We start from the raw sequence: 23151 nt of genomic DNA on the forward strand, positions 1-23151 counted from the left end.
GCGAGGGCCCACGCCTCCTGGGCCCCTTCCTACCCCGTCAGTGCGACCTCTCGCAGGAAGGCGAGCAGGTCATCCGACCTGAAGTGGTGCACGGCGAGCCCCGCCGCACGGCCGGCGGCGAGATCTGTTTCCTGATCGCCGACCAGGAAGCTGCGCGCGCGGTCGATGTCCCAATGGACCATCAGATCGAGGATCATGCCAGGCTCGGGCTTCCGCCATCCGTGGACCGCCCTGTATGCCTCGACCGTCCCGTCCGGATGATAGGGGCAGTAGCGTAGATCATCGATATGCGCGCCGGCCTCGCGCAGGTCGTCCCGCATCCAGGCGGTCAGACGGGCGACGTCAGCCTCGGTGTAGAAGCCGCGGGCGACCCCCGCTTGGTTCGTGACGACGAACACGAAGTAGCCGGCATCATTCAGCGCGCGGACGGCATCGCGCGCGCCCGCCATCCACTGGAACCGGTCCACGGAACCGACATATCCGTGGTCGTGATTGAGAACGCCGTCCCGATCGAGAAAAGCGGCGGGCCTCTTCCGACGGGCCGGGATCTCTTCCTGGGCGCGGGCGTAGCTCTCGGGCACGCCGATATCGAGGAAGTAGCCGTCGTGGACCACGCCCACCACGCGGCCCTCGGCGACCAGCGCGGGCAGGACGTCCCGTTCCAGTGAGCAGGCCGGCGGCAGGCCGGTCAGCGCGTCGCGGCGCACCAAGTAGACGCCGGCGTTGACGAGACCGGGACCCGGCTCAGGCGGCCGCTCGAGGAAGGCTGTGATCCGGACGCCGTCGAGGAGCGCGACGCCGTAACGCGCGGCGTCCGGCACCCGACGGAGCGACAGGACCATCGCCGCATCGGGGTGACGCGCCGCCATAGCGGGCAAGGACAGTAGGTTCACGTCGAACCACGAGTCGCCGTTCAGCAGGAGAAAGGTCTCGTCGGCCTCGGGAAGGACGTGCACGACGGCGCCCCCGGTCCCGGCCTGCTCCGGCTCGACCGAGACCCGCAGCGTCATGCCGAAGCGTCGCGCGACCGGGTTGTCGGCGGCGTAGGCGCGGATCTTCTCGCTGTGGAAGGAGGCCAGCAGCACGATCTCGGTGAAGCCGTGGCGGCCGAGCTCGAACAACAGCAAGTCCAGGAACGGCTCCCCAGCCACGGGGAGCAGCGGCTTGGGCATCGCCGAGGTCAGCGCGCCGAGGCGCGTGCCGAAGCCGCCGCACAGGATCATGGCTTGCCGGACAAGGCCTCCACCCTTCCGCTCTGGCTCGGTCACAGGCCGCCCCTCACGCTGCCGTTCCGCGGGGGAACAGGTTCTCCTCGACGAGGCCGCACACGATGTGCGCGGCGGTGATGTGAACCTGCTGGATCAACGGCGTGGCGTCCGACGGCGCGTGCAGGCAGGCATCCGCCCGCTCGGGCATCGCCCCGCCCGTCGCGCCCGTGAAGGCGACGACCCGCAAACCCAGGCCGCGGGCCGCGTCCATCGCCTTCAGCACGCTCGGCGACCGCCCCGACGTGGAGAGCGCGAGCAGGACATCGCCCGGCCGCCCGAGGGCCAGAACCTGCCGCTCGAACACGTGCTCGTAGCCGTAATCGTTGCCGATCGCGGTGATCACCGAGGTGTCAGTGGTCAGCGCCACGGCCGCGGCCGGCGCCCGGTCGTAGTTGAGCCGCGAGACGAACTCGCCCGCGATGTGCTGCGCGTCGGCGGCGCTGCCGCCGTTGCCGATCGTCAGGAGCTTGCCGCCGCCGCGCAGGGACGCGGTCACGAGATCGGCGGTCTCGGCGAGGGTCGCGTGGAAGCGGGAATCGTCGAGGGCGGCCTGGAAGGTGTCACGGGTCCGCGTGAGAAAATCGACGATCGCGCTCATGATCACCTCGGTCCGTTCCCGCGTCGGCCGCCGTGTCGGGCGGACCGGCGGCGCGTTCGCTGCAGGCCGCCCATCCCGATCAAACGTTGGCGAACCGCGAGTTGCGGATCATCCGGAAGCCCTTGATCAGCTCCTTGATGCCCCGGTCGAGGTCGAAATCGGGGAACCAGCCGGTCGCCTCCAGCTTCTCGTTGGACACGATGTAGTCGCGCTTGTCCGGGTCCTCGCCGATCGGGGCCTCGACGTAGACGAAGTTCGGAACGTGCGCCTTGATGCGCTCGCAGAGCTCCAGCTTCGACAGGTTGGCGCTCGACAGGCCGAGATTGTACGCCTCGCCGCGCATCCGGTCGAAATTGTCCATCGCGTGGATGAAGCCTTTGGCGACGTCGCGGATGTGGATGTAGTTGCGCTTGAAGTGGCCCTCGAAGACCAGGAGCGCCCGGTCGGTCACGGCCCGGTGGGTGAAGTCGTTGACGAGGAGGTCGAGCCGCATGCGCGGCGCCATGCCGAACACCGTCGCGAGACGCAGGCTGACGCCGCGCCCGCTGTCGAGCACGGCCTTCTCGGCCTCCACCTTGGTGGTGCCGTAGAGCGAGATCGGCCGCAGGGGTGAGTCCTCGGTGCAGAACTTGCCGGCCTCGCCGACGCCGTAGCCCGAGTTGGTCGTCGGGTAGACGATCCTCTGGTCGCCGCCCGCGCGCTGCGCCAGCGCCACCACGGCGTCGCGGTTGAGCGTCGTAGCGCCGATCGCGTCCTCCTTGCACAGGGGCGCGCCGACCAGGGCGGCGAGGGGGATGAGCACGTCGTGCTTCGAGATCAGCTCGTCCAGGATGCGCGTGTCGCGCGCGTCACCCTTGATCGGCTCGAACGTGTCGTACTGGCAGGCCGAGAACAGGTCCGGGGCGCCGGACTTGAACGTGTCGAGCACCGTCACGTGATGCCCGCGCTCCAGAAGCATCGGCACCAGGATCGTCCCGATGTAGCCCGCGCCGCCGGTGATCAGAATTCGCATCGTTGCCTCTCGTCGCGATGGGTCCGCGGCCCGGCTGCAGCCGGGCTGGGGCCTGTGAGGACGCCGCTCAGCGCGTCTGGCGATAGATCAGGGTGGACCCGTCGACGTCGATGCCGATCGGAACGACGGACAGCGGCGCGACCCGCTCGATCAGGGCCGGAAGCCGATCGGGATCGATCAGAGCGAGGAAGAAGCCGCCCCCGCCCGCGCCGCACAGCTTCGCCCCGTAAGCCCCCGACGCGGTGATCGCTTCGAACAGATCGTCGAGCACCGCGTTCGAGACCTCACGCGACAGGGTCCGCTTGATGCGCCACGAGGCGGAGAGCATCTCGCCGAGCTGCGCGAGCCAGCCGCTCGTCCCCGCTTCGAGCAGAGAGACGCATTCCTCGACGAGGCGGTAGAGTTCGGACAATTCCTTGTCGATCGCGCGCGCGCGCGTCACGGCGATCTGCGCGGCGACCGTCGTCGTCGCGCGCCGCGCGATGCCCGTATGGACCAGCACCATCGACGCATTGAGTTGCTGAATGGCGGCAGAACTCATCTGAACGGGCGAGATCCGTATGGCGGAGCCACTGAAATCGAACCGGTTGATCCCGCCGAAGGCGGCGTGGAGCTGGTCCTGCACGCCGACGTTCTCGCGCAGGATCTCGCGCTCGACGTGTATCGCCTTCTTGGCGAGTTCGATCTTCGTAGGTTTCTGATTTTGAATCGCGTATATCGTTCTCAGAAATCCCACGGTGAACGCTGAGGACGAACCGAGACCGCTACCTGCCGCAGGCAAATCGGAGATGATGCTCATATCGAGCCGTCGATTGACGTCGAAATATTTGAGCACCTCCCGCACCACCGGATGCTCGATCTCGTCGATGTGCCCGCAGTGCTCGACGCGGGAATAGCTCAATCTATAATTATAATCCTGACACCCTATCAAATCCAGCGCGGCTATGATGATGTATTTATCAATAGCGGCGCCGACGACCGCTCCAGGCGCCCGCTCAAAATATTCCGGGTAATCTGTGCCGCCGCCGAACAAGCTTATTCGAAGCGGCGTCCGAGTCACGGTCAGCATGAAGGTATTCCGCCGCTCCTATCCGCCCAGGCAGATCTCAGACGCACAGCCCCCACGCGAAAGGCGACAGCGCTCGATTCATCGACCCATATCTCGACTCTATCAACACATTCTTGTGCGCGGGAAGCATATTTTAGCGCTCTATCGAATACAGCCTCGCGACGCCTCATATTGCCACAAACATCCAAATCACATGTATTGACCTACACACAACAAATATAGGCAGCGCTGGATTAATTTAGCGACGCACGGAATTCCTCTGAACTGATGACAGTCCCCAGAAGTTGCCTCCGCGAGATCTTTCCCGCATTCAGCTGGGCAGACCAGTGCCGCAGCGCATCGTCCTCTGCGTCCCGTCCCAGAACGATACGGTACAGATCCATCACGAACGGCATGGTGTGCTTCCCCGACTGCTGCTGATCGAAGGCGCCGGATTGGATGTACTCGACAAGCAGCAGCGAACGGCTTCGCCCGCGCGGCGAACTTGTGATCACGTCGCAGATCGCGCGGCTCAATTGAGGGGGCCACTCGTCGAGGTTCTGTCGCAGAAAGGAGGCCACGTTCCCGATCGCCTCAATCTCATCGACCGCCACGAGGTGCCCCAGTCGCCGCGTTTCGGCGACACGCTCCGACAAGGCAATCGTCAAACTGACCACGTTCGAGAGATCGAGACCCTGCGAATGCATCCTGACCACAGCCGACACTTGGAGGTGAGCTCGTAGGACTCAATGCTGGAATCATGGTTAAGAGAGGGTAAACGGTATTGCGCAGAGGCGCGTGCGGCGCCTTCGTGAAGGATCCCGTGCGCGCGCCCGGCTCCCGTCGCGGGACGTTGTGATGCACGGCGTTTCGCGGCATCAGTGATCGATCCCAACTCAATCGACACTGACGGAACCGCCGTGAGCAGCCTGAGATTCGGTACGAGTGGCTTGAGGGGTCTGGTGACGGACCTCGTCGGAGGGCCGGCCTACGCCTATGCCAGCGCGTTCTTCCGCTCCATGTCGGGCGAAGCCCCCCGGGCAGTCGTGATCGGGCGGGACCTGCGCGACAGTAGCCCGAGCATCGCCGCGACGGTGGCGGATGCCGCTGCGGCAACGGGCTTCACGGCGATCGAATGCGGCGCCCTCCCGACACCGGCCCTCGCCCTCGAGGCGATGCGGCGCGGCGCCTGGGCAGTCATGATCACGGGCAGCCACATCCCGGAGGATCGCAACGGGCTCAAATTCTACCGGCCCGACGGAGAGATCACCAAGGCGGACGAGGCGGCGATCTTGGCCGCTCTGGACCGCGGCGCACAGGCCGGCGTGTCGGCGGAACGGACCCCCGCGACACCCGAACCCCGCGCCCTGGCCCGCTACCAGCACCGCTACATCGACGCATTCCCGTCCGAGATGCTGGCAGGCCTGCGCATCGCGGTCTACCAGCAGAGTTCCGTCGCCCGCGATCTCCTGGCCGATCTGCTCACCGGCTTCGGCGCACAGGTCACGACGATCGGCCGGTCCGAGACTTTCGTGCCCATCGACACCGAGGCACATCGGCCCGAGGATATCGCGTTCATCCGTGACGCGATGGCCTCGGGCGATTTCGACGCGCTCGTGACCACCGATGGCGACGCCGACCGTCCTCTCATCGCCGATGAGGCGGGCCGGATCGTGCGTGGCGACGTGCTCGGCCTGATCACGGCACGCTTCCTCGGGGCCGACGCGGTCGTGGTGCCCGTGACGGCCGGTTCGGCGCTGGAGCGTTCCGGCGGCTTCAAGCAGGTCCTGCGCACGAGAGTGGGCTCGCCCTACGTCATCGCCGGCATGGAACAGGCGCGGCGCTCCGGTGCGGCCATCGTGGCGGGCTTCGAGGCGAATGGCGGCTTCCTGCTCGGCTCGGACATCGCACGCGACGGCAGGACCCTCCCGGCCCTGCCGACGCGCGATGCCATGCTGCCGATCCTGGCGACACTGGCCGCGACGCGCGCGGCCGGCACCTCGCTGGCCGACCTCGTGACCTCCCTCGATGCGGGGGAGATGGCGAGCGACCGGCTCCCCAACACGCCGTCCGAACGGAGCAGCGCCTTCCTGGGCCGCTTGCGCGAGGAGGCCTTCCGGGTGTCGTTCCTCCGACCAATCGGGGCGCCGGAATCCATCGACGAGCAGGATGGCATCCGGATCGAGCTGGACGGCGGGCGGACGATCCACTTCCGGGCTTCCGGCAACGCTCCGGAACTGCGCTGCTACGCGGAGGCCAAGTCGGCACGGGAGGCCCAGGACCTCGTCCGGTGGGGCCTCGCGGCAGCCGCCACCGCCATGGCCGAAGCGATCTAGAGAACAGGGATTGCCGTGCCATCTCAATAACCGGTCCACCTCGGTGGCTGTGATCACGGAAGGCCGCTGTCGCTTGACGCCGAGGTGTCACCAACCGCGTTCCGAACCCGTCCCCTCCCGGGCCTGTTGAGCTACCGAATGCCGAAGAATCTCGCTCACGACATTGACACGAAGTTCATTCGTCAGATCCAGCAGCAACAGATCGAACTGTCGCTGCTGCGGGCCGAACGCGACAGCGCCGTGCGCGACCGCGATCTGGCGCAGGCGCGGTCCGAAGGCCATACGAAGCTAATCGACGCCTTGTTGGAGAGCCTTCGTCCCTACGGGTTCAGCCGTAAAGGGTTCCTGTCCGCTATTCGTAGGGCGGCCCAGACCATTCCCGATCACGGCGTTGATTCGGTCCAGCACACGGTCCTGTTCGACGGCTCAAATCGGATCCTACAGACGCGGCACGGCGCCTCGATCCGCCCGTTCCAGACCCGCCCCATCGATCCCAAGTAACAGGATGAGCAGAGAGCCATGGATGTCGAGCTCCTGACGGTGTTCAATGCACTGGTCAATCTCAGGGATAATCTGGAAGCGCCGCCGCATATTGTAAGCTCGGAGCTCGATTTCCTGTCATTCGCGGCGAAGAGAGCGCCCTTTTCCAACGCGCAGCTGCTACAGGATCTTTGGGCGCTGTATGAATTGAATGAGAAGCGGAACGGATATTTCGTCGAATTTGGCGCCTGCGATGGTATAAGCCTGAGCAACACCTTTCTTCTCGAGAAGACCTATGGCTGGCAGGGCGCTCTCGCCGAGCCTGCCCGCGCTTGGCATGCGGCATTGTATGATAACCGAAACTGCTACATCTCTGACAAGTGTGTTCACAAGACCAATGGCATCGAAGTCTTGTTCAATGAGGTTGATATCGGCGAGCTGTCTGGGATGGATCAATTCGCAGCAAGCGATTTTCATTCCCAATTTCGTCAAGATAGGCGACAGTACCCAGTCCAGACAATCTCGCTGGACCGTTTTCTCTCGGAGGCGCGGGCGCCGAAGCAGATCGACTACATGAGCATCGATGTGGAGGGCGGCGAGTTCGACGTCCTGGAGAGCTTCGATTTTACAAGCTACGACATCGCACTAATCAGCGTCGAACACAACTTCTCCGACAGCCGCGATAAGATATATGGCCTTCTGACCGGACTCGGCTATCGCCGACGATTCCGGCAACTCTCTCTGTTCGATGATTGGTACGTCCGACCTGATCTGGTCGCGGTATCAACCTAACGGAGCCGGCATGTCAGCACAGACCGCGATCGAGATCCTCGACTCGATGTTCGACCTTTTCAAGCAGATGGGCAGCGGGATCGCACTCGACTTGCACTGGCTCGAGATCGCCCAGCGCCTTCACCGTGTACGCGCCGAAGCGACTTGGTCGGGCGATTTGGATTTTGTCGCCACCAAGCTGAAGGCTCAAGCTGCCTATTATGCCACGACCTACAGGCAGCCCGACGGGTCCGAGCATATGCAGCGACTCAACGCCGAGAGACTCGAGGAGGTTGTTAAATGCTACTCGATCCTACGCGCGCATCTTGAACAACAAATTCCATTAGCTCAGCATGTCTGAAACGTGCAATTTAAATCGAGAATTGAGATCGGTCCTAAGTCGATCAAAGCCGTCGAAATTAGGATGGGAGAATACGTTTAGCGCGAGCCGGCATAACAATATAAATGCGCGCCAAATTTAAAGAAGGTCTATCAATATGACATATTTTTGCGCAGGCGATTTCGGCAAATTGATCGTTAGTCATAAGTATTCCAAATTTTCCCGCCCTGTCGATCAAAATTGCATGACCATCTGGTGCGTGGTTCGAACCCAGTCAATATTACATCGCTCATAAAATTGACATCAGCTCGGTGGCTGGAACGCTGCCTGCCTGGCGGACTATTCGGCGGAGTAGGCAGGCTTGCGCATGAGCTCGCGGTAGAGCAGTTGAAAAATTAGCCCTCTCTGTCACCAAATACGGCGCCGCGAGGTTGCAGACCGACGCGGAGCGATCTTTGGTCGATGGTCCGACCAGAACTATGTACATCACCTGCGCGAATCTCAGCACGCGCGAGGACGATGCAATCGAATCTGAATAGTGCAGCATCGCTCGCCGACTACAGTGCATCTTCCAACGCACAGTCCATGGCTTGCCCGAGCGAGTGCTTGAGCTTCGGCCTAACGCGAAGCTGCAAGCATTGCAGTTTATCACAGCCAGGACGATCTGGCCGCAACCATCCGGGTTTTCTCCCGCCGCTACAGCCGCATATCTGGCGTGGTCAGACCCGTTATCGAAGCGCATTCCACATAGATTCTGAAATCAAACTCAGAAGTGGCTCGGGGAAGGATGCCTAGCGTGGTCGCCATTTCTGGCCTCTCCTGATCGAGCCGCCTCAGCTTGGATGTATCCAAGGACCGTCTTTAGTCCAGCGGGCAGGCCCGGAGTGATTGCCTCCCACAACGCGGATCTTTCGGCGGCATCAAGGTTCATGTCGGCAATTAGAAGAAGCTCACCGCTCTCTGCACATGGCTCAACGGCGACGATCCTACCATCGGTCAGCGCATCGATCCCGATCGCGATAGCGTTGAGGGCGTCATCAACCTTAGCTCGGGCCTCCGCCATGATCCCTTCTCTTTCGGCTGCCATCCCAGCAACGAACCGAGTGATCTTCTCCTCCGCGATTTCCAGCCGTCGCTCGCGGGCATCCAGAACTGCCCGCTCTTCGGCGAGATCCTGCGCCGCTATGGCCTTGGCCTCGTCGCGAGCCGCATCTACCAGCCGGCCGTAACGCTTCGGATCGAGGTGCCTGGCGGGCTGATCGATCTTGCGCGTGCCGCGACAAAGCGCACGATCTAGGGTCTTCGCGGCGTGAACTGCCCAAGAGGTCTGAAGCGCGCCGAACGCGGTTGGGTCGTTAGGATGTAGAGCACGGTGCACCTCGAGTGCGGCCGTCACCGACACGATGGTGACATCTTCTTTGAACCGATTTAGTTTTGCGGTACGGGTTGGCGCGGCCACGATGTCCACGACCCCGCCGCCCTTCTCATCGAGATCCTGCCGCCAGGCCACGACGCAGGGCCTCCCCCCGCCAAGTGCTCGCTGGACCCAGTCCACAGCTTGGTGAGCCAACTGAACGTTCCGCGTATTTTGGGGATCGTGCAACTCGCCCGCTTCAGTGATCCAGCCTGGGCTGACGCTCACGAGGATATGCAGGCCGATCGGCGCGCGTCCATATAGTCGGGCACCGGTTGATTTGAGGAAGCCTTCGAGCGCCGTTGAGAGATCCAGCGGATTCTCCGCATAGTCCGATCCCGAGCGGTTGAGCGGCGTTCGAGCCGGGTCCACACGCTCCTTGCTGCTGGGATCAAGCCGCAGACCGTGCGACGCGATGCGAGCTAGCTCGCTGCGGTCTCTGATACGTTCGACACGGACACATGTGAAATGTGTCATGGTTCGCGCCCCCTGGCCTGTTCGTTTCTCTAGCTTGGCCAGGTGCGACGAAAATCGCGATGGTCCTGATGAGTCGTAACCTCAAGGGTCGGCGTCGAACCTCGTTCATGAGCACCTCATGCTTGGAGGGATCGCTCCTGGGCAACATCTCCTGTCCGATGCGAAGCGGAAAAATTTTATCCGTAGCCCGAGCGAGTTCAGGGATAGGTTCAGGACCCACTAGGGGACCTAGTTGAGCGCCATGCCCGAGATCACGCCGATCTAAATTTTTCGCTTCCGATTTTCATCGCCGTCAGCGCCTATCCTCCCGGCATACCGCGAGGTCCTAACCATGGCTGCCGGAACCTTCAATTTGAAGCGCTTCTTCGTTGCGAAGGCAGCGGCGTTGCAGGAGGCGTCCCGCATTCTGAGTCCACGCGGAGAGGGCGCCCAAGCTTCGATCCCCATCCTTGGCGACACCATTGGATATGCCGCTGATCTCGACGCGCGGGTTCATGAGGCTCGGACCGTGACCACGAATGGCGTCGTCAAGCGATTGCCGGCCCACATGAAGGTCGCAACTGTCGATATCGGCCCGGCGCTCGACGCCAGCACGGGAGGCGAACTATCGCCATCCACGATTCGCGCCTCGATCCTGGCACAACACGGGGAAGCCGCCCGTGCGGCGATCCTCCACCGTGATGGGCCAGAACCCATCGTCGTAGTCATGCTCGAACCTGAGGATCAACAGTTCCGTGCACGCCGAGCGTTCGATCCCTTGTGGCGTGAGACTTCCGTAAAGGTCGGCGTTTCCGGCAGCGCAGTTTCGCAGGCTGGCGACGTCGGGGAAAAAGTGTCTCGAGGGAGGATCCGAGAGGGCTCAAACGAATCTGAAGAAGAAATCTCGATATCAGTTACAATCGTTAATGATGAAGAAAGTTCACCAGAAATATCTAAGAGTCACAATCTCGTTGATTGCGCAAGCAATTCAAAACCTATTCAGCACGGTAGAATGCATGATCACTTCAGAGTCACGGCTCATGCGGTCGACAGAATAGCACCGGAGAGCGATATACCCTCTCCGGCAATCGATCCTGTTAATCTACTGTCGCACAGCGAGAGTTTCGCGCGCATTGACAACAGCCTCGACCAAGCGAATCAGTCGCCTGACCGAGCCGCCTCGCCAGGATCGTCGAAGCAACGCGATCTCCTCGCCGTCGAGCGGCGCAATGAAGGCGGGAGCGAGCCCGTGATCGGCCGCGATTCCTACCAGGACCGATTCGAGCAGAGCATCGAGATCTGCGTGGCTCGGGGCCGGCATTTCCAACACGCGCAGGCGATCAAGCAAAGGGGCGGGCAAGTTGCCGATCTCATTACCAGTGGCCAGCCACGAGACACGGCTGATATCAGTCTCCGTCTGGAAACAAGGGTCTTGGTAGGTTCGGGCAGTCTCCGGTTCGAGCATCGAAAGCAGGGCATCCCAGAGCCTACCGTGATCCGAACGGGTCGCGGATTTCTCCAATTCATCGATCTGCATCAAGGGGTTGGCACTACCGGTCCGAGCTACCGCCATGATCGGATGCGCCGGTTCCGATGTCGCCCAACGGCGGTCGAGGCCGCCCAGCGATGCGCCGGCGTCGCGCGTCGCATCGACTCGCCACAACCCCAGCCCGAGATGGAAGGCAATCCTGGCGATGAGGCGGGTCTTGCCGGCTCCCGGCGGGCCGATCAGCAGGGTCGGCCGGAACGTGGTGTACTCACGTCCGATCAGGTCGGTCAGAAGCCTGTCGATCGTAACCTGAGCGTAAGGAAATTCGAAGACGAGCCGCGTGCGCACGACTGCGAGATCCGGCACGGCGACCAGCGGGAGCGCCTTGCCGATGACGTGCTCATAACCGCGGGCGATGGAGCGGCCGCGGTCGCTCCCGGTCTCCTGGATCGCCGGAACGACGAGGACGTGGCCTTTGGGCACTTCCGCGGGTGGGGCATCGGCATCCGGCCGCTGTGGCATGGTGTCGACGGTCGCCGCCTTCTCGCGCTGGCGCGCCTCGCTTTTTTTGACGAGCTGAGCCTCGATCGTCTTCCATCTGCGCCGCTCCCGCGTCGCCGCGCTGTCTGCGACGGGTCGCGTCAAGACCTCCCCAACGGGTACGAGCGCGTGGACGAGTGCCACGTCGCTGGCGAAGGCATCATCGGCGCCACAGGCCAGGGTCGCAGCAGCGGCGATGGCGCTGCTCGTCTTCTCGGAGAACGTCAGAAGCGCGTCCGTGAGCGCGTCGTGCCAAGCTGCCTGCAGCGCGACAGCGAGATCGGTCGCCCCGGTGATGTCCGAATCGGCACCCTGTTCGGCGACGCGTCCGATAGTGAGGCGCGTTTGCGCCTCGGCCAGGGCCGCGAGCCCTTTCCGGAGGTCGAGAACCGCTTCGCGTTCCAGCCACAGGGGCTGGGCCAAGCGCGCCGCAGCTCTGCGATCATCGCCGGCGCAGGACAACAGCGTCGCGACATCGGCCAACGCCCGCGCCACCGGCTGATCGTGCTCCACGGCCCACACGTCGAGGAACCGGATCAGAGCGGATCGTCGGGCTATCCATCGACGGTCACGCCACAAGCCGCCTTCCGAAGTGGCCGCCCCGATCCAGGCGGAGACCAGCGCCTCGGCATCCGGGGCGAGGGTGGTAATCTCGAGGGCGAGCTCAGAGCAAGCAGAAGCCACACGCAGATCCTGAGTGAGGCAGGCGCGCAGGCGGCGCGGAAGCATCGGTTCGAGCAGGCGACGTGCCGCCTCGGGGTCGATCTGCAGGGCAGGCGGGGTCGAAGAGAATGCCATCGGCTTCCTCCCTTTCAGCGGGCGACGCCGACGCGGTCGGAACCGCGGCGCGGAACGGAGCACCAAGCATGGGCGAGGCAGAGCACCTCGAGATCAGCCCGGCGTCGAGCGCGCCGCCCGAGCACGTGCACGATCAGGTCGATGCAGGAGCCGTCACCTCGTACGGCGCAGAGGCAGATCGCCGACATCGCCGGATCGAGGCGCCCAGGAAAGGCGATGGCCTCGGCGAGGACGTTGAGGGCGATATGGATCGCAGCCGCCGAATCGCCCCGGCAAGCAGCGGACCAGTCGGGGGACGGCAGGGGCTGCGCGGCATTCAGGGCAGCGGACAGGCGGCACTGCGCCGCCATATCGAGCGCCTCAGGGGCGAGGACGCGCCACCAGGACAGCGGCAGCGAGAGTTTGGCCGAGTCAGTTGTGCCGGAGAGGTGGGCATCGGGGTCACGAGCGAGTGTCATTGAGACAGACCTGGAGAGCGCGCCGGCGCGCAGGCGCACGGTGCGGGATTGATGGAGAGCGAGATGGACGCATCGGGTCGCGGCCGCGACCCGATGCCGGCGCGGTGCGGTCAGGGCGCGAGCGGCCCGGGCGAGTGCGGGTGTTTGACGTTCTCAGGAACGGCGAGGCTCGCCAACGCCATTGTCAGAAGGTCCGGCACAGCCGCGCGCAATCGGGCTTGAAGCGCCGCCGTCACAGTCTCGAGCGCTGCCAAGACCGGGGTCGCGAACAGCTGATCTATGGCCGGTCCGCTCACCGTAAGGTCATCGCCGTACCCGGCCCGTCCATAGACGTCGATCAGCACCGCGCGGATTTGCGCGACCTCATAGCCGAGTGAGGCCAGAAACGAGCGGCCCTGGACCTGCGCGCACCGCAACACCCATTCAATTTGGTGTATTTTCCTAGCCTCATTTTTTCCGGAGCCTCTCTTGACCTCGGCGATGATGGCTCGGCTCTCTTTCCGATCGACGACGATCAGGTCGAGGAATACGGACTGCGCGACGGCGCCCGCGAGTTCGATCGAGGTCTGATTAATCTGGGCGACGCTGCTGGCGCGGACGAGTTCCTGGGTCGGAACGGTGATCGGCATCGCGACGTTGCGGAGCACGATGTAGCGCCCGCTTCGCTCCAGGACGTCCGTGATGGCCGCCTCGATGAGGGACCCGTGCCGTTTGACCATGGAGGCCAGCACGGATCCGAGTTGCGACAAGCCTGGTCCGAGCAGCGGATCGGGCACGAAGGTCGCCCGGAAGGCGCCGTCGAGCGCGGCTTGGGCTGCGGCCATCAGTTCGGGTGCGCAGATCTGCGGGATCGCGGGCTGGACGTGGCCGCAGCCGAGGGCCGCGGCGCTCCCGAGCGGGACGGTGATCCGGCTGCTGGTCGCGGATCCAGGCTGCCTACGCGCGGCCAACCGCTGTCGGCCGCCGCGCTGGGCGGCGGGGTGGGGGACGACGATGGTCATGGATGGTTTCCGTCCAGGCGACGCCAACCCGCGCCCTTCACCGAATGGCAGGGCGACGAACGGGCTCGTTTTTCGCAGCCTCAGGCCTGCGGCAACGAGGGCGTCAGGATTGCAGGATAGCGGGGGGACGCTGAGGCACGGCGTATCGCGTGCCAGCGCACCTTCAGGCGATCAGGCGGGTTGCCGGGACGGGGGCTTGGGACTGCCCGGAATTCATGCATCGGGACAGTTTCGTCGGCGCGATAACGCCGGTAGGGAAGGTCTCAGCCATGGTCTCGGTATCCTTCTACGATACGGATCGTGGTCAGGCCGGCACTCGGTGCTGCTAACACCGGTGCTGGCCGCCCCCTGCTAAAGAGCGGCGCGGCGTGTGCGGGTGGTCTGCCAGGGACGAACTTGGCGTGGATCGGCACCTTTGAGAAGGCCGCAGATGCGGCAATATGGTCTTGAGGAAGTCCTTCCTGTCGTGATCGTTAACGGAAGCCTGGCGCCCTTTTCCTTGTTGCGGGTGAGCGCATCACATCGCATGATCGCCTGACTGCCGGGTGGCCGGTTGTCGCCAGCAGATTCTTGCTCAGTGCGCTGATCTCACCGATTCGCACAGATCAACGTGGCGACATTCGCCTGTGTGATCACATCAGAGACACAGCAGATGCCCTGCTGGATCGCCGCGGGATCATCGTGAGCGGGTATGTGGCGAATCTCTAAGTATAACCGCATCGAGGAAATGCACGTGTTCCGGTCAGGGCTGAGCGGCTATGTGCCCATCGGCCTCTTTGTCTTCGAAGGTGGCTCCTCACGACGGCTCGGTCGTTTTGCCTATAGCTCCGACTATCTAGCTTCTGAAGGACGGAGGCCGATTGACCCCATTGGCCTGCCGCTCGGAAACAAGTGGCGGCCTGCGACCGTGGGAGAGGTCCATCTGGCCTTTCACGATGTAGGCCCCGACGGCTGGGGCAAAGGAATCCTGACACAGGTATTCCCAGAACTGGAACTCGGCATGCCGGAATTCCTGGCTCTAGGCGGCCTGTCGCGGACTGGCGATCTGGCCTTCGGCTCAACGCCAGAGGCTCCCGAGAGGTGGATACCCAGGATGGAAGCAGCGCTTGAGCGCGCTCAAAGCGAGGACGACCTTGAAGGTGCGCTCATCGCAGCAGAGAAGTACGAGGAAGGCGAAGCGTCGGCGCGCCAACTCGCGCAGCTACTCATCCACAGCTCGGATATTGGGGGCGCTCGACCGAAGGCACGTGTTCGGATTTCAGATAAAGAATGGATAGCCAAATTTTCCGCGTGGGACGACAGGTTCGACAATCCCAGGGCTGAAGCGATTTGCCTCGATTTTGCTGAGGCAGCAGGCCTTCAAGTCCCGGAGCGGGAGCTTCGTGTCGTAAACGACAGGCCGGTTCTCTTGGTATCACGTTTTGATCGATCCTCGGCTGGAGCGTGTTTGTCTTACCTCAGCGCCGGCACTTTGCTGGGCGAGCCAGCTTATGGTTATGCGACAAGCAAGACCTATTTGGACATCGCGGCAGCCGCGCGCCGTATCGGTGTACAAGAGCCTGAACGCGAGATGTTTCGCAGGCTCTTGGTCAATGCCTATCTCCGGAACACCGACGATCATTTGCGCAACCACGCTTTCATCAACGATGGGACCGGATGGAATCTTTCACCGGTGTTCGATGTGGTCCCGCATCCGTCGGGCACCAAGCATGTCTGCGCCCCGGCTCCCGGTATCAGCCGGGAATGCGACGCGAGCACCGCATTCGCGGCCTACATAAAATTTGGCCTCTCCGCTGCCGACGCCAGCTCCATCCTCGATGAGGTTCATGAAGCTACCTCACGCATCCCAGTATTTCTCGACGCCCGAGGCGTGTCGAGACGGGATCGGGAAATACTCTTGGCATGCTTCGGCTCGCTACCCAGGACCACCGCGCCACAATGAAAGTCCGCGCCAGCAAATGGCGCCACCCCCGTGACAAAATGGAGCAACGAGACAGAATTTTTCTTATTTTGAGGAATACAGTCGAACTACAAATTAGATGCGCCTCGAAGGTTATGTAACCGTATTCGATTTCCATAAAACTTATGCCACCGTGGAACATAAGGGCTTCGAACACGCCGTGATTGGCCCACAAAGCCATAAGCTGGCTCTTCGACCCGCGTCGATATAATTATGGAAATATTGTTGCGGCACCGAAGCATTGCAGCTAAGTCGACTCATGTAAAAAATGGACAAGCTGGCGATTTTGGGGTGTGTATTCGGAAGCTAAAATATCAATTCATGTAAATCAGAAATTAATTTTTGCGCGATCCATAATTTTAGCTGAACCTCGAATGGTAGAGTATGCGCAAGGCGTTGAACACGCTGGTTATGCCGGTGTCCGTGATCTCTTCAAATCAAGCGGCTCGCGTGCCGGCGACGTCCCGTCCGTGGGCCTGATCCATGATCTCCCCGATCCGCTCGCCGACGGCGACGGCTATCTCCACCGAGGCCGCCCCTTCCGAACCCTGCCGGCAGATCCGGGTCAGGACGTCGGTCACGCGCTGCTCCATGACCCCGAGGATCGCCGCGGCCGCCTGGGGCTGGGCACCGCGCAGGACCGCCGCGAGGTCGCAATAGGCGTCGTGAAGAAGCTGCAGCGTGAGCCGATCGACAGCCTGTTCATCCTCCGCCGACAAGGCCCGCATCGCGCCCCTCTCAACGTCCCGCATTCGACGCCACCGACAGCCTTGCCCCGATGCGTTAACAAGGCGTGAAGAACGCCGTCGGTCGGCAGGAAATGGCTAACCACCCCGCCAAACGGCGAGGACGGCCTCCTGACGCGACCGGGATGGAACTTGGCGGGCGGTCGGCGTGTCAACTCCGCAGGATCCCTCAGCGCGAGAGCTTTTCAATGCGCCCCCTCATCGCCACGCTCACCGCCGCGAGCCTTGGTCTGGCCGCGGCCGCCGTGACACCCGCCCTGGCCCAGGTGCAGCAGAACAATCCGAACGCCGCCAACCAATCCATGGAGACCAGCGGTCAGGTCCGCGCTCTGCGACAGGAGCAGACGACCCAGAGCAATACGCTGCGGATGGACATCCAGAGGAACCAAGCCGCGACGCCCGCTCCGAATACCGGGCCGAACGCCATCGGCCCGACCGGGGGCACCGGCGTCATCGGCCGCTGAGGGGGGCGAGCGGCGCCGGCCTACACGTCGGGCAGGGGCCGTCCCTTCACGACCACCCGCGGCCACCGCTCCAGGCCGATCGGCATCAGCACGGCGATCTGCGGCGGCACCGCGGTGCCGCCGAGCAGGCTCTCGAGGGAGATCCGGCAGGCCTCCTCGATCTCGCCGCGCGTGCGCGCACCGGAGGTCTTGATGTCGGCGATCAGGAGCGCCGCGATCTCGTGGGCAAAGGCGTCGCCGTCCAACATGCCGGACTCCCGCTCCGTGTCAGTTCAGCATAGTCACCTGAGCATCGTCCCGGCATCAGCACAGAATTGCGTATCCACATACCGATTGCGGGTACTTTGTCGCGTCCACGGGTCGGCCGCCGCGCGCCCCCGCGCTTTGGAACCGTATCCCGGAGGGGGCCGGGACCACTCGAAGGGCGGTGAAGGTCAGCGACGGTGGTATCGATCGCCGGCAGCAGCACCAGGGTGAGCGGGGTCGCGGCGATCAGGACCCCGATCACCGCGGTGGCGAGCGGCCGCCGCACCTCCGCGCGGGTGCTGGTCGAGAACGCTACAGCCGGAAGTTCAGTGCCGTAAGGTGAGCCGTCATGATCACAGGCCGCAGCGGCTTCGCGGCGGCGTGGATGGCGGCCTCCCGGACACCGGAGTTGGACGCCTCCAGATCGCGGAGGTCGCTCGCGAGCACGACGCCGTTCAGGATCGCGATGCCGAAGGGCGTTATGAAACCTGTCGCCGTCGGAACCGACAACGGCTCGACGCGCAGAGCCAGCGCCGGGTTGACGCCGGGGAAGTGCAGCGAGGTCTTCCGCCGCGTCGACCGCGCGGAGGCCTCGCGCCGGACCGCCGGCCATGGCTTGAGTCTCATAGCGGCAGTCGCCGACATCCCCGGCGCGCCCGTGACGCGGCATTTCCCGCCGACCGGCGCGGACCCGGAAGGCCGCGCGGCGCGATCAACGAGGTGTCTCGGATCGTGGACAGAGACGCCGGGATGTAAGACCGGCCCGACCGCCGCGAAAGCGGCGGTTAAGGCTCGGCGTGCCAGAGCGTGGCAACGAAGCGCCGTCCGCGGGGGGCCGATGAACGTCTGGCGACGCGTCGCCCCGTGGCTCGGCTCGGCCCGCACCTGGATCGTCCTCGGGATCCTGGCCCCGCTGGGCATGGTCGTGATGTCCGGTCTCATGCTGGCCGACCTGCGCCGCGACGCCTGGACAAGCGCGGAGCAGACCTCCTGGAACCTCCTGCAGGTCCTCGAGCGCGACATCGCGCGCAACATCGAGATGTACGATCTCTCGATCCACGCGGCGGTCGACAACCTGAAGGTGCCGGGCTTGGCCGAGGCCGACCCGCACCTGCGCCAGCTCATCCTGTTCGACCGCGCCGCGACCGCCCGCGACATGGGCGTGATGCTGATCCTTGACGAGCGGGGCGACGCCGTCGGCGACATCGCAGCCGTGCCGCCGCGCCCGGGCAACTACGCGGACCGCGAGTACTTCCAGGTCCACCGGGCAAGCACCGGGCTCGGCCTCCATGTCGGGCGCCCGATCGTGTCGCGGCTCAACGGGGAGCGGATGCTCCCGTTCAGCCGCCGCATCGACCGGCCCGACGGCAGCTTCGGCGGCGTAGTCCTGGGCACCGTGAAGCTGTCCTACTTCACGCACCTGTTCAGCGAGATCGATCTCGGACCGGGCGGGGCCATCAACCTGTACTTGACCGACGGTACCCGCCTGATGCGCTACCCCTACGTGGAGGCGGATCTCGGGGCGAATATCGGGCAGACCGCGATCTTCAAACGGTTCCTGCGCGAGGGCCGCGGCAACTTCGTCAGCACCTCCGTGCGCGACGGCGTCGAGCGGAACTACACGTTCACGCGGATCGGAAATCTGCCGCTGATCCTGAACGTCGCCCTGTCCACCAAGGACGTGGAGGCGGAGTGGGCCGCGAAGGCGACGATCATCGGCGGCATCGTGCTGGCGCTGTGCGGCCTCACGATCGCGCTGTCGCTCCTGTTCGGGCGGGAGCTGCGTCGCCGCGAGGCGCTGCGGGCCGAGATGGCGGCGCTGTCGCGCACCGACGCCCTGACCGGCCTGCCGAACCGCCGCTGCTTCGAGGACGCCCTCCGGCGGAATCTGGACGCGGCCCGGCGCGACGGTCAGCCCCTGTCGCTGCTCATCGTCGACGCGGACCATTTCAAGCGCTTCAACGACCGCTACGGGCACCCGGTGGGCGACCAGATCCTGCGGGGCTTGGCCCGCTGCCTCGCGGCGAGCGTGCACCGCCCCCAGGATCTCGTCAGCCGCATCGGCGGCGAGGAGTTCACCCTGCTCCTGCCCGAGACGGACGAGGCCGGCGCCCTGCGCGTCGCCGACACGGTCCACGCCGAGGTGGCCAAGCTGACCGTCCCGTCGGCCGGGATCGGGGCCGGCGCCGTGACGGTGAGCATCGGGCTCGCGGCCGTCCGGCCGGGCGCCGACCGGAGCGCGCCGCTGCCGGATCCCTACCGCTTGGCGGACGGCGCCCTGTACGAGGCCAAGAACGGCGGTCGCAACCAGACCCGCAGCGTCGCGCCGCCGCCCCCGCGGGGCGCCCTGCAGCTCGTGCGGACGTCCTGACCGGCGCGCCGCCGCGCTTTCGCGGAGCGCCTTGACGGAATCGACACGAACGCCGTGGTCTCCTGAGCGCGATGGCGGACGGCCCGGCGAGGGCTGACGGCGTCGCGCCGGGACGGGGCGGGCGGGATCGATCATCCGTGCCCCGGGCCGGCGGAGCGCGCGCGGATCCGGAGGGATCCGGCCCGCAACCATAGGGTAACGAGGATGGACGACAGACGCGCCGCGCCCCGCAGACGGACCCTGCTCGAGGGCCATATCGAACTCGCCGGCGGCGGCGTGATCGACTGCACGATCCGCAACATGTCGGACGGGGGCGCCCGCCTGAAGGTCGTCAGCGTGATCGGCGTGCCCGACGCGTTCGTGCTGGCCTACGGGGTCGGCGGCCGGCGCCGGCCGGCGCGGGTCACCTGGCGCCAGGAGACCGAGCTCGGGGTCGAGTTCGGCGACGCCTGACGGGCGGCGGCGGAGGCTTCCACGCCCACCCGTGTTGAGGGGCGGATCGGATGAGCGTGGAAGGCCAGCGTCCGGCTGGTGACCCACCGATGCGACGACAGGGTTAACGCTTCGTTACCGCGCCGCGGGGTCCGCGCGCCGGGCCTGGAGCGTCTCAGCGATCACCACGCCGGTCCGCAGCACGTGGCGGTGGGCGACGGTCCCGGCCGCGGCGGCGTCCCGCGCGGCGAGCGCCTCGAACAGATCCCGGTGCTCGCGGGCCGATTCCTCCCAGCGACTGCCACTGGAGAGCGCGCGCAGGCGCGCCCACTGGGCCCGGGCCTGAAGCGCCGCATGGGCCTCCGCCAGCGGGCGGTTCCGGGCGGCCTCGACGATCGTCCGGTGGATCTCCTGGTTCAGGGCGAAATAGGCGTCGAGCACTTGGTCCCGGTGCATCCGGTCGAGCTGCGCCTGCTTGCCGCGCAGCGCGTCCATCAGGGTTTCGGAGATCCGCGGCGCCGCGAGTTCCGCGGTCAGCCGCTCGATCCCGGCGAGCGCCTCGAACAGTTCGAGGATCTCCTCCGGCGTCCAGTCCGGGACGCGGGCGCTGCGGTTCTGGTGCAGCTCGACCAGCCCCTCCGCGGCCAGGAGCTTGAGCGCTTCCCGCAACGGTGTCCGGCTGACCCCGAGGGCGACGGACAGGTCCGTCTCCACGAGGGACGCGCCGGCCGGCAGCACGCCGCGCACGATCATGTCCCTGAGCCGGCCCGCCGCCTGCTCGTGCAGCCCGGTCCGCGGCAGCTGCGCGACCGGGACGACCGGCGCCTTGCGGGGCCGGCCCCGGCGGCGTGCGACGACGTCCATCGATCCTCCCGTTCTCCCGCGCCAGCCTAGCGCGTCCGGCCACCCGATCGATGGCCCATTTTTCGGCCTCTTGCGCTGCCATATCATGCATTTGCGCAAATTGCATGCAGCATGCAGAAAATGCCTTGTCGCCTGCCCAGGCCTGTCGGATGCTTCATGGATCGAGGATGGATGCGATGGAACGAGCGAACGGCACGACGCGTCTGGGCATGCTGACGCCCTCGTCGAACAGCGTCCTCGAGCCGGCCACGGCGCATCTCCTGGCCGGCGTCGCGGGCGTGAGCGCCCACTTCGCCCGCTTCCGCGTGACGAAGATCGGCCTGTCGACGGCGGCCCTGGACCAGTTCGACCCCGAGCCGATCCTGGCGGCGGCCGAACTGCTCGCCGATGCCCGCGTCGCCGCGATCCTGTGGAACGGCACCTCCGGCGCCTGGCTCGGTTTCGACGCGGACGAGCGCCTGAGCGCCGCGATCACCGACCGGACCGGGTGCCCGGCCTCCACCGCCGCGCTCGCCTTCCGCGACCTGTTCCGCGCCCGGGATTTCCGGCGGATCGGCCTCGTCACGCCCTATACCGGCGACGTGCAGCGCCGGATCCAGGCCAACTGGGGCGCGGCCGGCTTCGACTGCGCCGCCGAGCGCCACCTCGGCCTGTCGGAGAACTTCGCCTTCGCCGACGCGGGCCCGGAAGCCATCGCCGGCATGGTCCGGGCGGTGGCGGCCGAGGGCGTCGACGCGGTGGCGATCGTGTGCACGAACCTCGCGGGCGCCGCGCTCGCGCCGACCCTGGAGGCGGAACTCGGCGTGCCGGTGATCGATTCGGTGGCCGTCACCCTGTGGAAGGGCCTGGAGCTGGCGGGCTGCCCGACGGCGCATCTCGCCGCGCACGGCCGCGCCTTCGCGGCGGGCGGGGAGGGCCGCCCGTGAGCGCCGGGACCACCCTGATCCTCGACGGGATCACCCAGCGCTACGGGACGGCGCTCGCCGTCGACACCGTGACCCTCGACATCAGGGGCGGAGAGCTCGTCGCGCTGCTCGGGCCCTCGGGCTGCGGCAAGACCACCCTGCTGCGCGCGGTGGCGGGCTTCCTGAAGCCCACGGAGGGGCGCGTCATCATCGGCGGTCAGGCCGTCGACCACCTGCCGCCGAACCGGCGCACCGTCGGCATCGTGTTCCAGAACTACGCCCTGTTTCCGCACATGAGCGTCGCCGACAACGTCGCCTACGGCCTCGCGGCCCGAGGCGTCGGGCGGGCCGAGCAGAGGGCGCGGGTCGCCGAGATGCTGGCGCTCGTGCGCCTGGAGCACCTCGCCGGGCGCTTCCCGCGGGAGATGTCGGGCGGCCAGCAGCAGCGGGTGGCGCTGGCCCGGGCGCTCGCCGTGCGCCCCTCGATCCTGCTCCTCGACGAGCCCTTCGCGGCCCTCGACAAGAACCTGCGCCTCGACATGCAGATCGAGATCAAACGCATCCAGCGCAGCGCCGGCACCACCACGCTGATCGTCACGCACGACCAGGAGGAGGCCCTGTCGATGGCCGACCGGGTCGCCGTGCTGAACGCCGGGCGCCTGGAGCAGTTCGCGCCCCCGACCGACGTCTACGACCGCCCCGAGACGCTGTTCGTCAACACCTTCGTGGGCACGGCCAACGTCCTGCACGGGCGGCTCGCGACGGAGGCGGGCGGCGCCCGCGTGGTGGCCCTGGAGGCGGGCGGCCTGCTCCCCGCCGCCACGTCCCTGCCGGACGGGACCCGGGTCGCCGCCTGCCTGCGGCCCGAGCACGTCGCCTTCGCGGAGGAGGGACCGGGGGCCGGGGCAGGGGCCGCGGACGGCCTCGACGGCGCGGTCGAGGTCGGCCTGCCGCTCGGCGCAACCCTGGTCCACGAGATCCGGCTCGACGGCGGCGCCCGCCTGAAGACCGCCGAGCCGCGCGCGGCGGGCGCCCGGCCCCGGCCGCCCGGCACCCGCGTGCGCCTGCGCCCGACAGCACCCGAGCGGGTCGGCGTCTTTCCCGATCCCCGACACTGAGGCCGAGCCGCCCGAGACCGAGCCAGGAGAACCGAC

Annotated in this window: 23 protein-coding genes; 10 read left to right on the plus strand and 13 right to left on the minus strand. The window is 65.6% G+C overall.

Annotated features, from left to right (window positions below; translation table 11 throughout):
* Positions 1-29: 29 nt before the first annotated feature.
* From ASG32_RS13020 to ASG32_RS13040, 5 genes are all read right to left on the minus strand, one after another.
* Positions 30-1268 carry an HAD-IIIA family hydrolase gene (locus ASG32_RS13020; protein ID WP_244491926.1) on the minus strand — a complete coding sequence of 413 codons (1239 nt, stop codon included), beginning with the start codon at positions 1266-1268 and terminating at the stop codon, positions 30-32.
* 10 nt (positions 1269-1278) lie between these two features.
* Complete coding sequence (locus ASG32_RS13025) at positions 1279-1866, minus strand: D-sedoheptulose 7-phosphate isomerase (RefSeq protein WP_043073388.1); 588 nt, start codon at positions 1864-1866, stop codon at positions 1279-1281.
* Positions 1867-1945: 79 nt separating this feature from the next.
* Positions 1946-2878 carry an NAD(P)-dependent oxidoreductase gene (locus ASG32_RS13030; protein ID WP_029360390.1) on the minus strand — a complete coding sequence of 311 codons (933 nt, stop codon included), beginning with the start codon at positions 2876-2878 and terminating at the stop codon, positions 1946-1948.
* A gap of 67 nt (positions 2879-2945) precedes the next feature.
* The gene (locus ASG32_RS13035) at positions 2946-3947 is read right to left on the minus strand and encodes a GHMP kinase (protein ID WP_026605183.1); all 1002 of its coding nucleotides are present in this window, start codon (positions 3945-3947) and stop codon (positions 2946-2948) included.
* A 233-nt stretch (positions 3948-4180) separates the two neighbouring features.
* Positions 4181-4651, minus strand: coding sequence for a DUF4214 domain-containing protein (locus tag ASG32_RS13040; RefSeq protein WP_056526564.1), 471 nt, complete (start codon positions 4649-4651; stop codon positions 4181-4183).
* Positions 4652-4846: 195 nt separating this feature from the next.
* Here ASG32_RS13040 and ASG32_RS13045 point away from each other — a divergent pair, with 195 nt between their 5' ends.
* From ASG32_RS13045 to ASG32_RS13060, 4 genes are all read left to right on the plus strand, one after another.
* Positions 4847-6262: a phosphomannomutase gene (locus tag ASG32_RS13045; protein ID WP_056526566.1), complete on the plus strand. Its 1416-nt coding sequence runs from the start codon at positions 4847-4849 to the stop codon at positions 6260-6262.
* Positions 6263-6400: 138 nt separating this feature from the next.
* Complete coding sequence (locus ASG32_RS13050) at positions 6401-6763, plus strand: hypothetical protein (RefSeq protein ID WP_056526570.1); 363 nt, start codon at positions 6401-6403, stop codon at positions 6761-6763.
* An 18-nt stretch (positions 6764-6781) separates the two neighbouring features.
* On the plus strand, positions 6782-7534 hold the full coding sequence (locus ASG32_RS13055) for an FkbM family methyltransferase (protein WP_056526573.1): 753 nt from the start codon (positions 6782-6784) through the stop codon (positions 7532-7534).
* Between the two features lie 10 nt (positions 7535-7544).
* Positions 7545-7874 carry a hypothetical protein gene (locus tag ASG32_RS13060; protein ID WP_056526576.1) on the plus strand — a complete coding sequence of 110 codons (330 nt, stop codon included), beginning with the start codon at positions 7545-7547 and terminating at the stop codon, positions 7872-7874.
* A 745-nt stretch (positions 7875-8619) separates the two neighbouring features.
* On the opposite strand, the gene ASG32_RS33840 is transcribed toward ASG32_RS13060, so the two are convergent.
* The 4 genes from ASG32_RS33840 to ASG32_RS13075 all read right to left on the minus strand — a co-directional run bounded on the left by ASG32_RS33840 (position 8620) and on the right by ASG32_RS13075 (position 14009).
* On the minus strand, positions 8620-9744 hold the full coding sequence (locus ASG32_RS33840) for a hypothetical protein (protein WP_157861956.1): 1125 nt from the start codon (positions 9742-9744) through the stop codon (positions 8620-8622).
* A 1081-nt stretch (positions 9745-10825) separates the two neighbouring features.
* The gene (locus tag ASG32_RS35040; protein ID WP_244491927.1) at positions 10826-12550 is read right to left on the minus strand and encodes an AAA family ATPase; all 1725 of its coding nucleotides are present in this window, start codon (positions 12548-12550) and stop codon (positions 10826-10828) included.
* 14 nt (positions 12551-12564) lie between these two features.
* Positions 12565-13008: a hypothetical protein gene (locus tag ASG32_RS13070; protein ID WP_157861957.1), complete on the minus strand. Its 444-nt coding sequence runs from the start codon at positions 13006-13008 to the stop codon at positions 12565-12567.
* A gap of 110 nt (positions 13009-13118) precedes the next feature.
* Positions 13119-14009, minus strand: coding sequence for a hypothetical protein (locus ASG32_RS13075; RefSeq protein ID WP_056526579.1), 891 nt, complete (start codon positions 14007-14009; stop codon positions 13119-13121).
* Positions 14010-14700: 691 nt separating this feature from the next.
* Here ASG32_RS13075 and ASG32_RS32480 point away from each other — a divergent pair.
* The gene (locus tag ASG32_RS32480; protein WP_082557856.1) at positions 14701-15951 is read left to right on the plus strand and encodes a HipA domain-containing protein; all 1251 of its coding nucleotides are present in this window, start codon (positions 14701-14703) and stop codon (positions 15949-15951) included.
* 455 nt (positions 15952-16406) lie between these two features.
* Here ASG32_RS32480 and ASG32_RS13080 read toward each other — a convergent pair whose 3' ends face one another.
* Positions 16407-16697 (minus strand): hypothetical protein, encoded by a 291-nt coding sequence (locus tag ASG32_RS13080; RefSeq protein ID WP_020094692.1) that lies wholly within the window; start codon positions 16695-16697, stop codon positions 16407-16409.
* 206 nt (positions 16698-16903) lie between these two features.
* Between ASG32_RS13080 and ASG32_RS13085 the strand changes: the two genes are divergently transcribed.
* Positions 16904-17179 (plus strand): hypothetical protein, encoded by a 276-nt coding sequence (locus ASG32_RS13085; RefSeq protein WP_042675634.1) that lies wholly within the window; start codon positions 16904-16906, stop codon positions 17177-17179.
* Between the two features lie 20 nt (positions 17180-17199).
* Here ASG32_RS13085 and ASG32_RS13090 read toward each other — a convergent pair whose 3' ends face one another.
* Both ASG32_RS13090 and ASG32_RS35045 read right to left on the minus strand, forming a co-directional pair.
* A complete protein-coding gene (locus ASG32_RS13090) occupies positions 17200-17427 on the minus strand; it encodes a hypothetical protein (RefSeq protein ID WP_042675635.1) in 228 nt (75 codons plus the stop codon).
* A 310-nt stretch (positions 17428-17737) separates the two neighbouring features.
* Positions 17738-18070, minus strand: a complete 333-nt coding sequence (locus ASG32_RS35045; RefSeq protein WP_244491928.1) for an efflux RND transporter permease subunit — start codon at positions 18068-18070, stop codon at positions 17738-17740.
* Between the two features lie 193 nt (positions 18071-18263).
* Here ASG32_RS35045 and ASG32_RS13100 point away from each other — a divergent pair, with 193 nt between their 5' ends.
* Together ASG32_RS13100 and ASG32_RS13105 are read left to right on the plus strand one after the other, a co-directional pair.
* Positions 18264-19796, plus strand: coding sequence for a sensor domain-containing diguanylate cyclase (locus ASG32_RS13100; RefSeq protein ID WP_056526585.1), 1533 nt, complete (start codon positions 18264-18266; stop codon positions 19794-19796).
* A 204-nt stretch (positions 19797-20000) separates the two neighbouring features.
* Positions 20001-20249, plus strand: coding sequence for a PilZ domain-containing protein (locus ASG32_RS13105; RefSeq protein WP_056526588.1), 249 nt, complete (start codon positions 20001-20003; stop codon positions 20247-20249).
* A 114-nt stretch (positions 20250-20363) separates the two neighbouring features.
* On the opposite strand, the gene ASG32_RS13110 is transcribed toward ASG32_RS13105, so the two are convergent.
* Positions 20364-21092 carry a GntR family transcriptional regulator gene (locus ASG32_RS13110; protein ID WP_056526590.1) on the minus strand — a complete coding sequence of 243 codons (729 nt, stop codon included), beginning with the start codon at positions 21090-21092 and terminating at the stop codon, positions 20364-20366.
* Between the two features lie 167 nt (positions 21093-21259).
* Here ASG32_RS13110 and ASG32_RS13115 point away from each other — a divergent pair, with 167 nt between their 5' ends.
* Both ASG32_RS13115 and ASG32_RS13120 read left to right on the plus strand, forming a co-directional pair.
* On the plus strand, positions 21260-22018 hold the full coding sequence (locus tag ASG32_RS13115) for an aspartate/glutamate racemase family protein (RefSeq protein ID WP_082557857.1): 759 nt from the start codon (positions 21260-21262) through the stop codon (positions 22016-22018).
* On the plus strand, positions 22015-23115 hold the full coding sequence (locus tag ASG32_RS13120; protein ID WP_056526596.1) for an ABC transporter ATP-binding protein: 1101 nt from the start codon (positions 22015-22017) through the stop codon (positions 23113-23115). The genes ASG32_RS13115 and ASG32_RS13120 overlap by 4 nt, the downstream gene beginning before the upstream one ends.
* Positions 23116-23151: the final 36 nt, after the last annotated feature.

The organism is Methylobacterium sp. Leaf361 (assembly GCF_001424445.1).
Classification (GTDB): domain Bacteria; phylum Pseudomonadota; class Alphaproteobacteria; order Rhizobiales; family Beijerinckiaceae; genus Methylobacterium.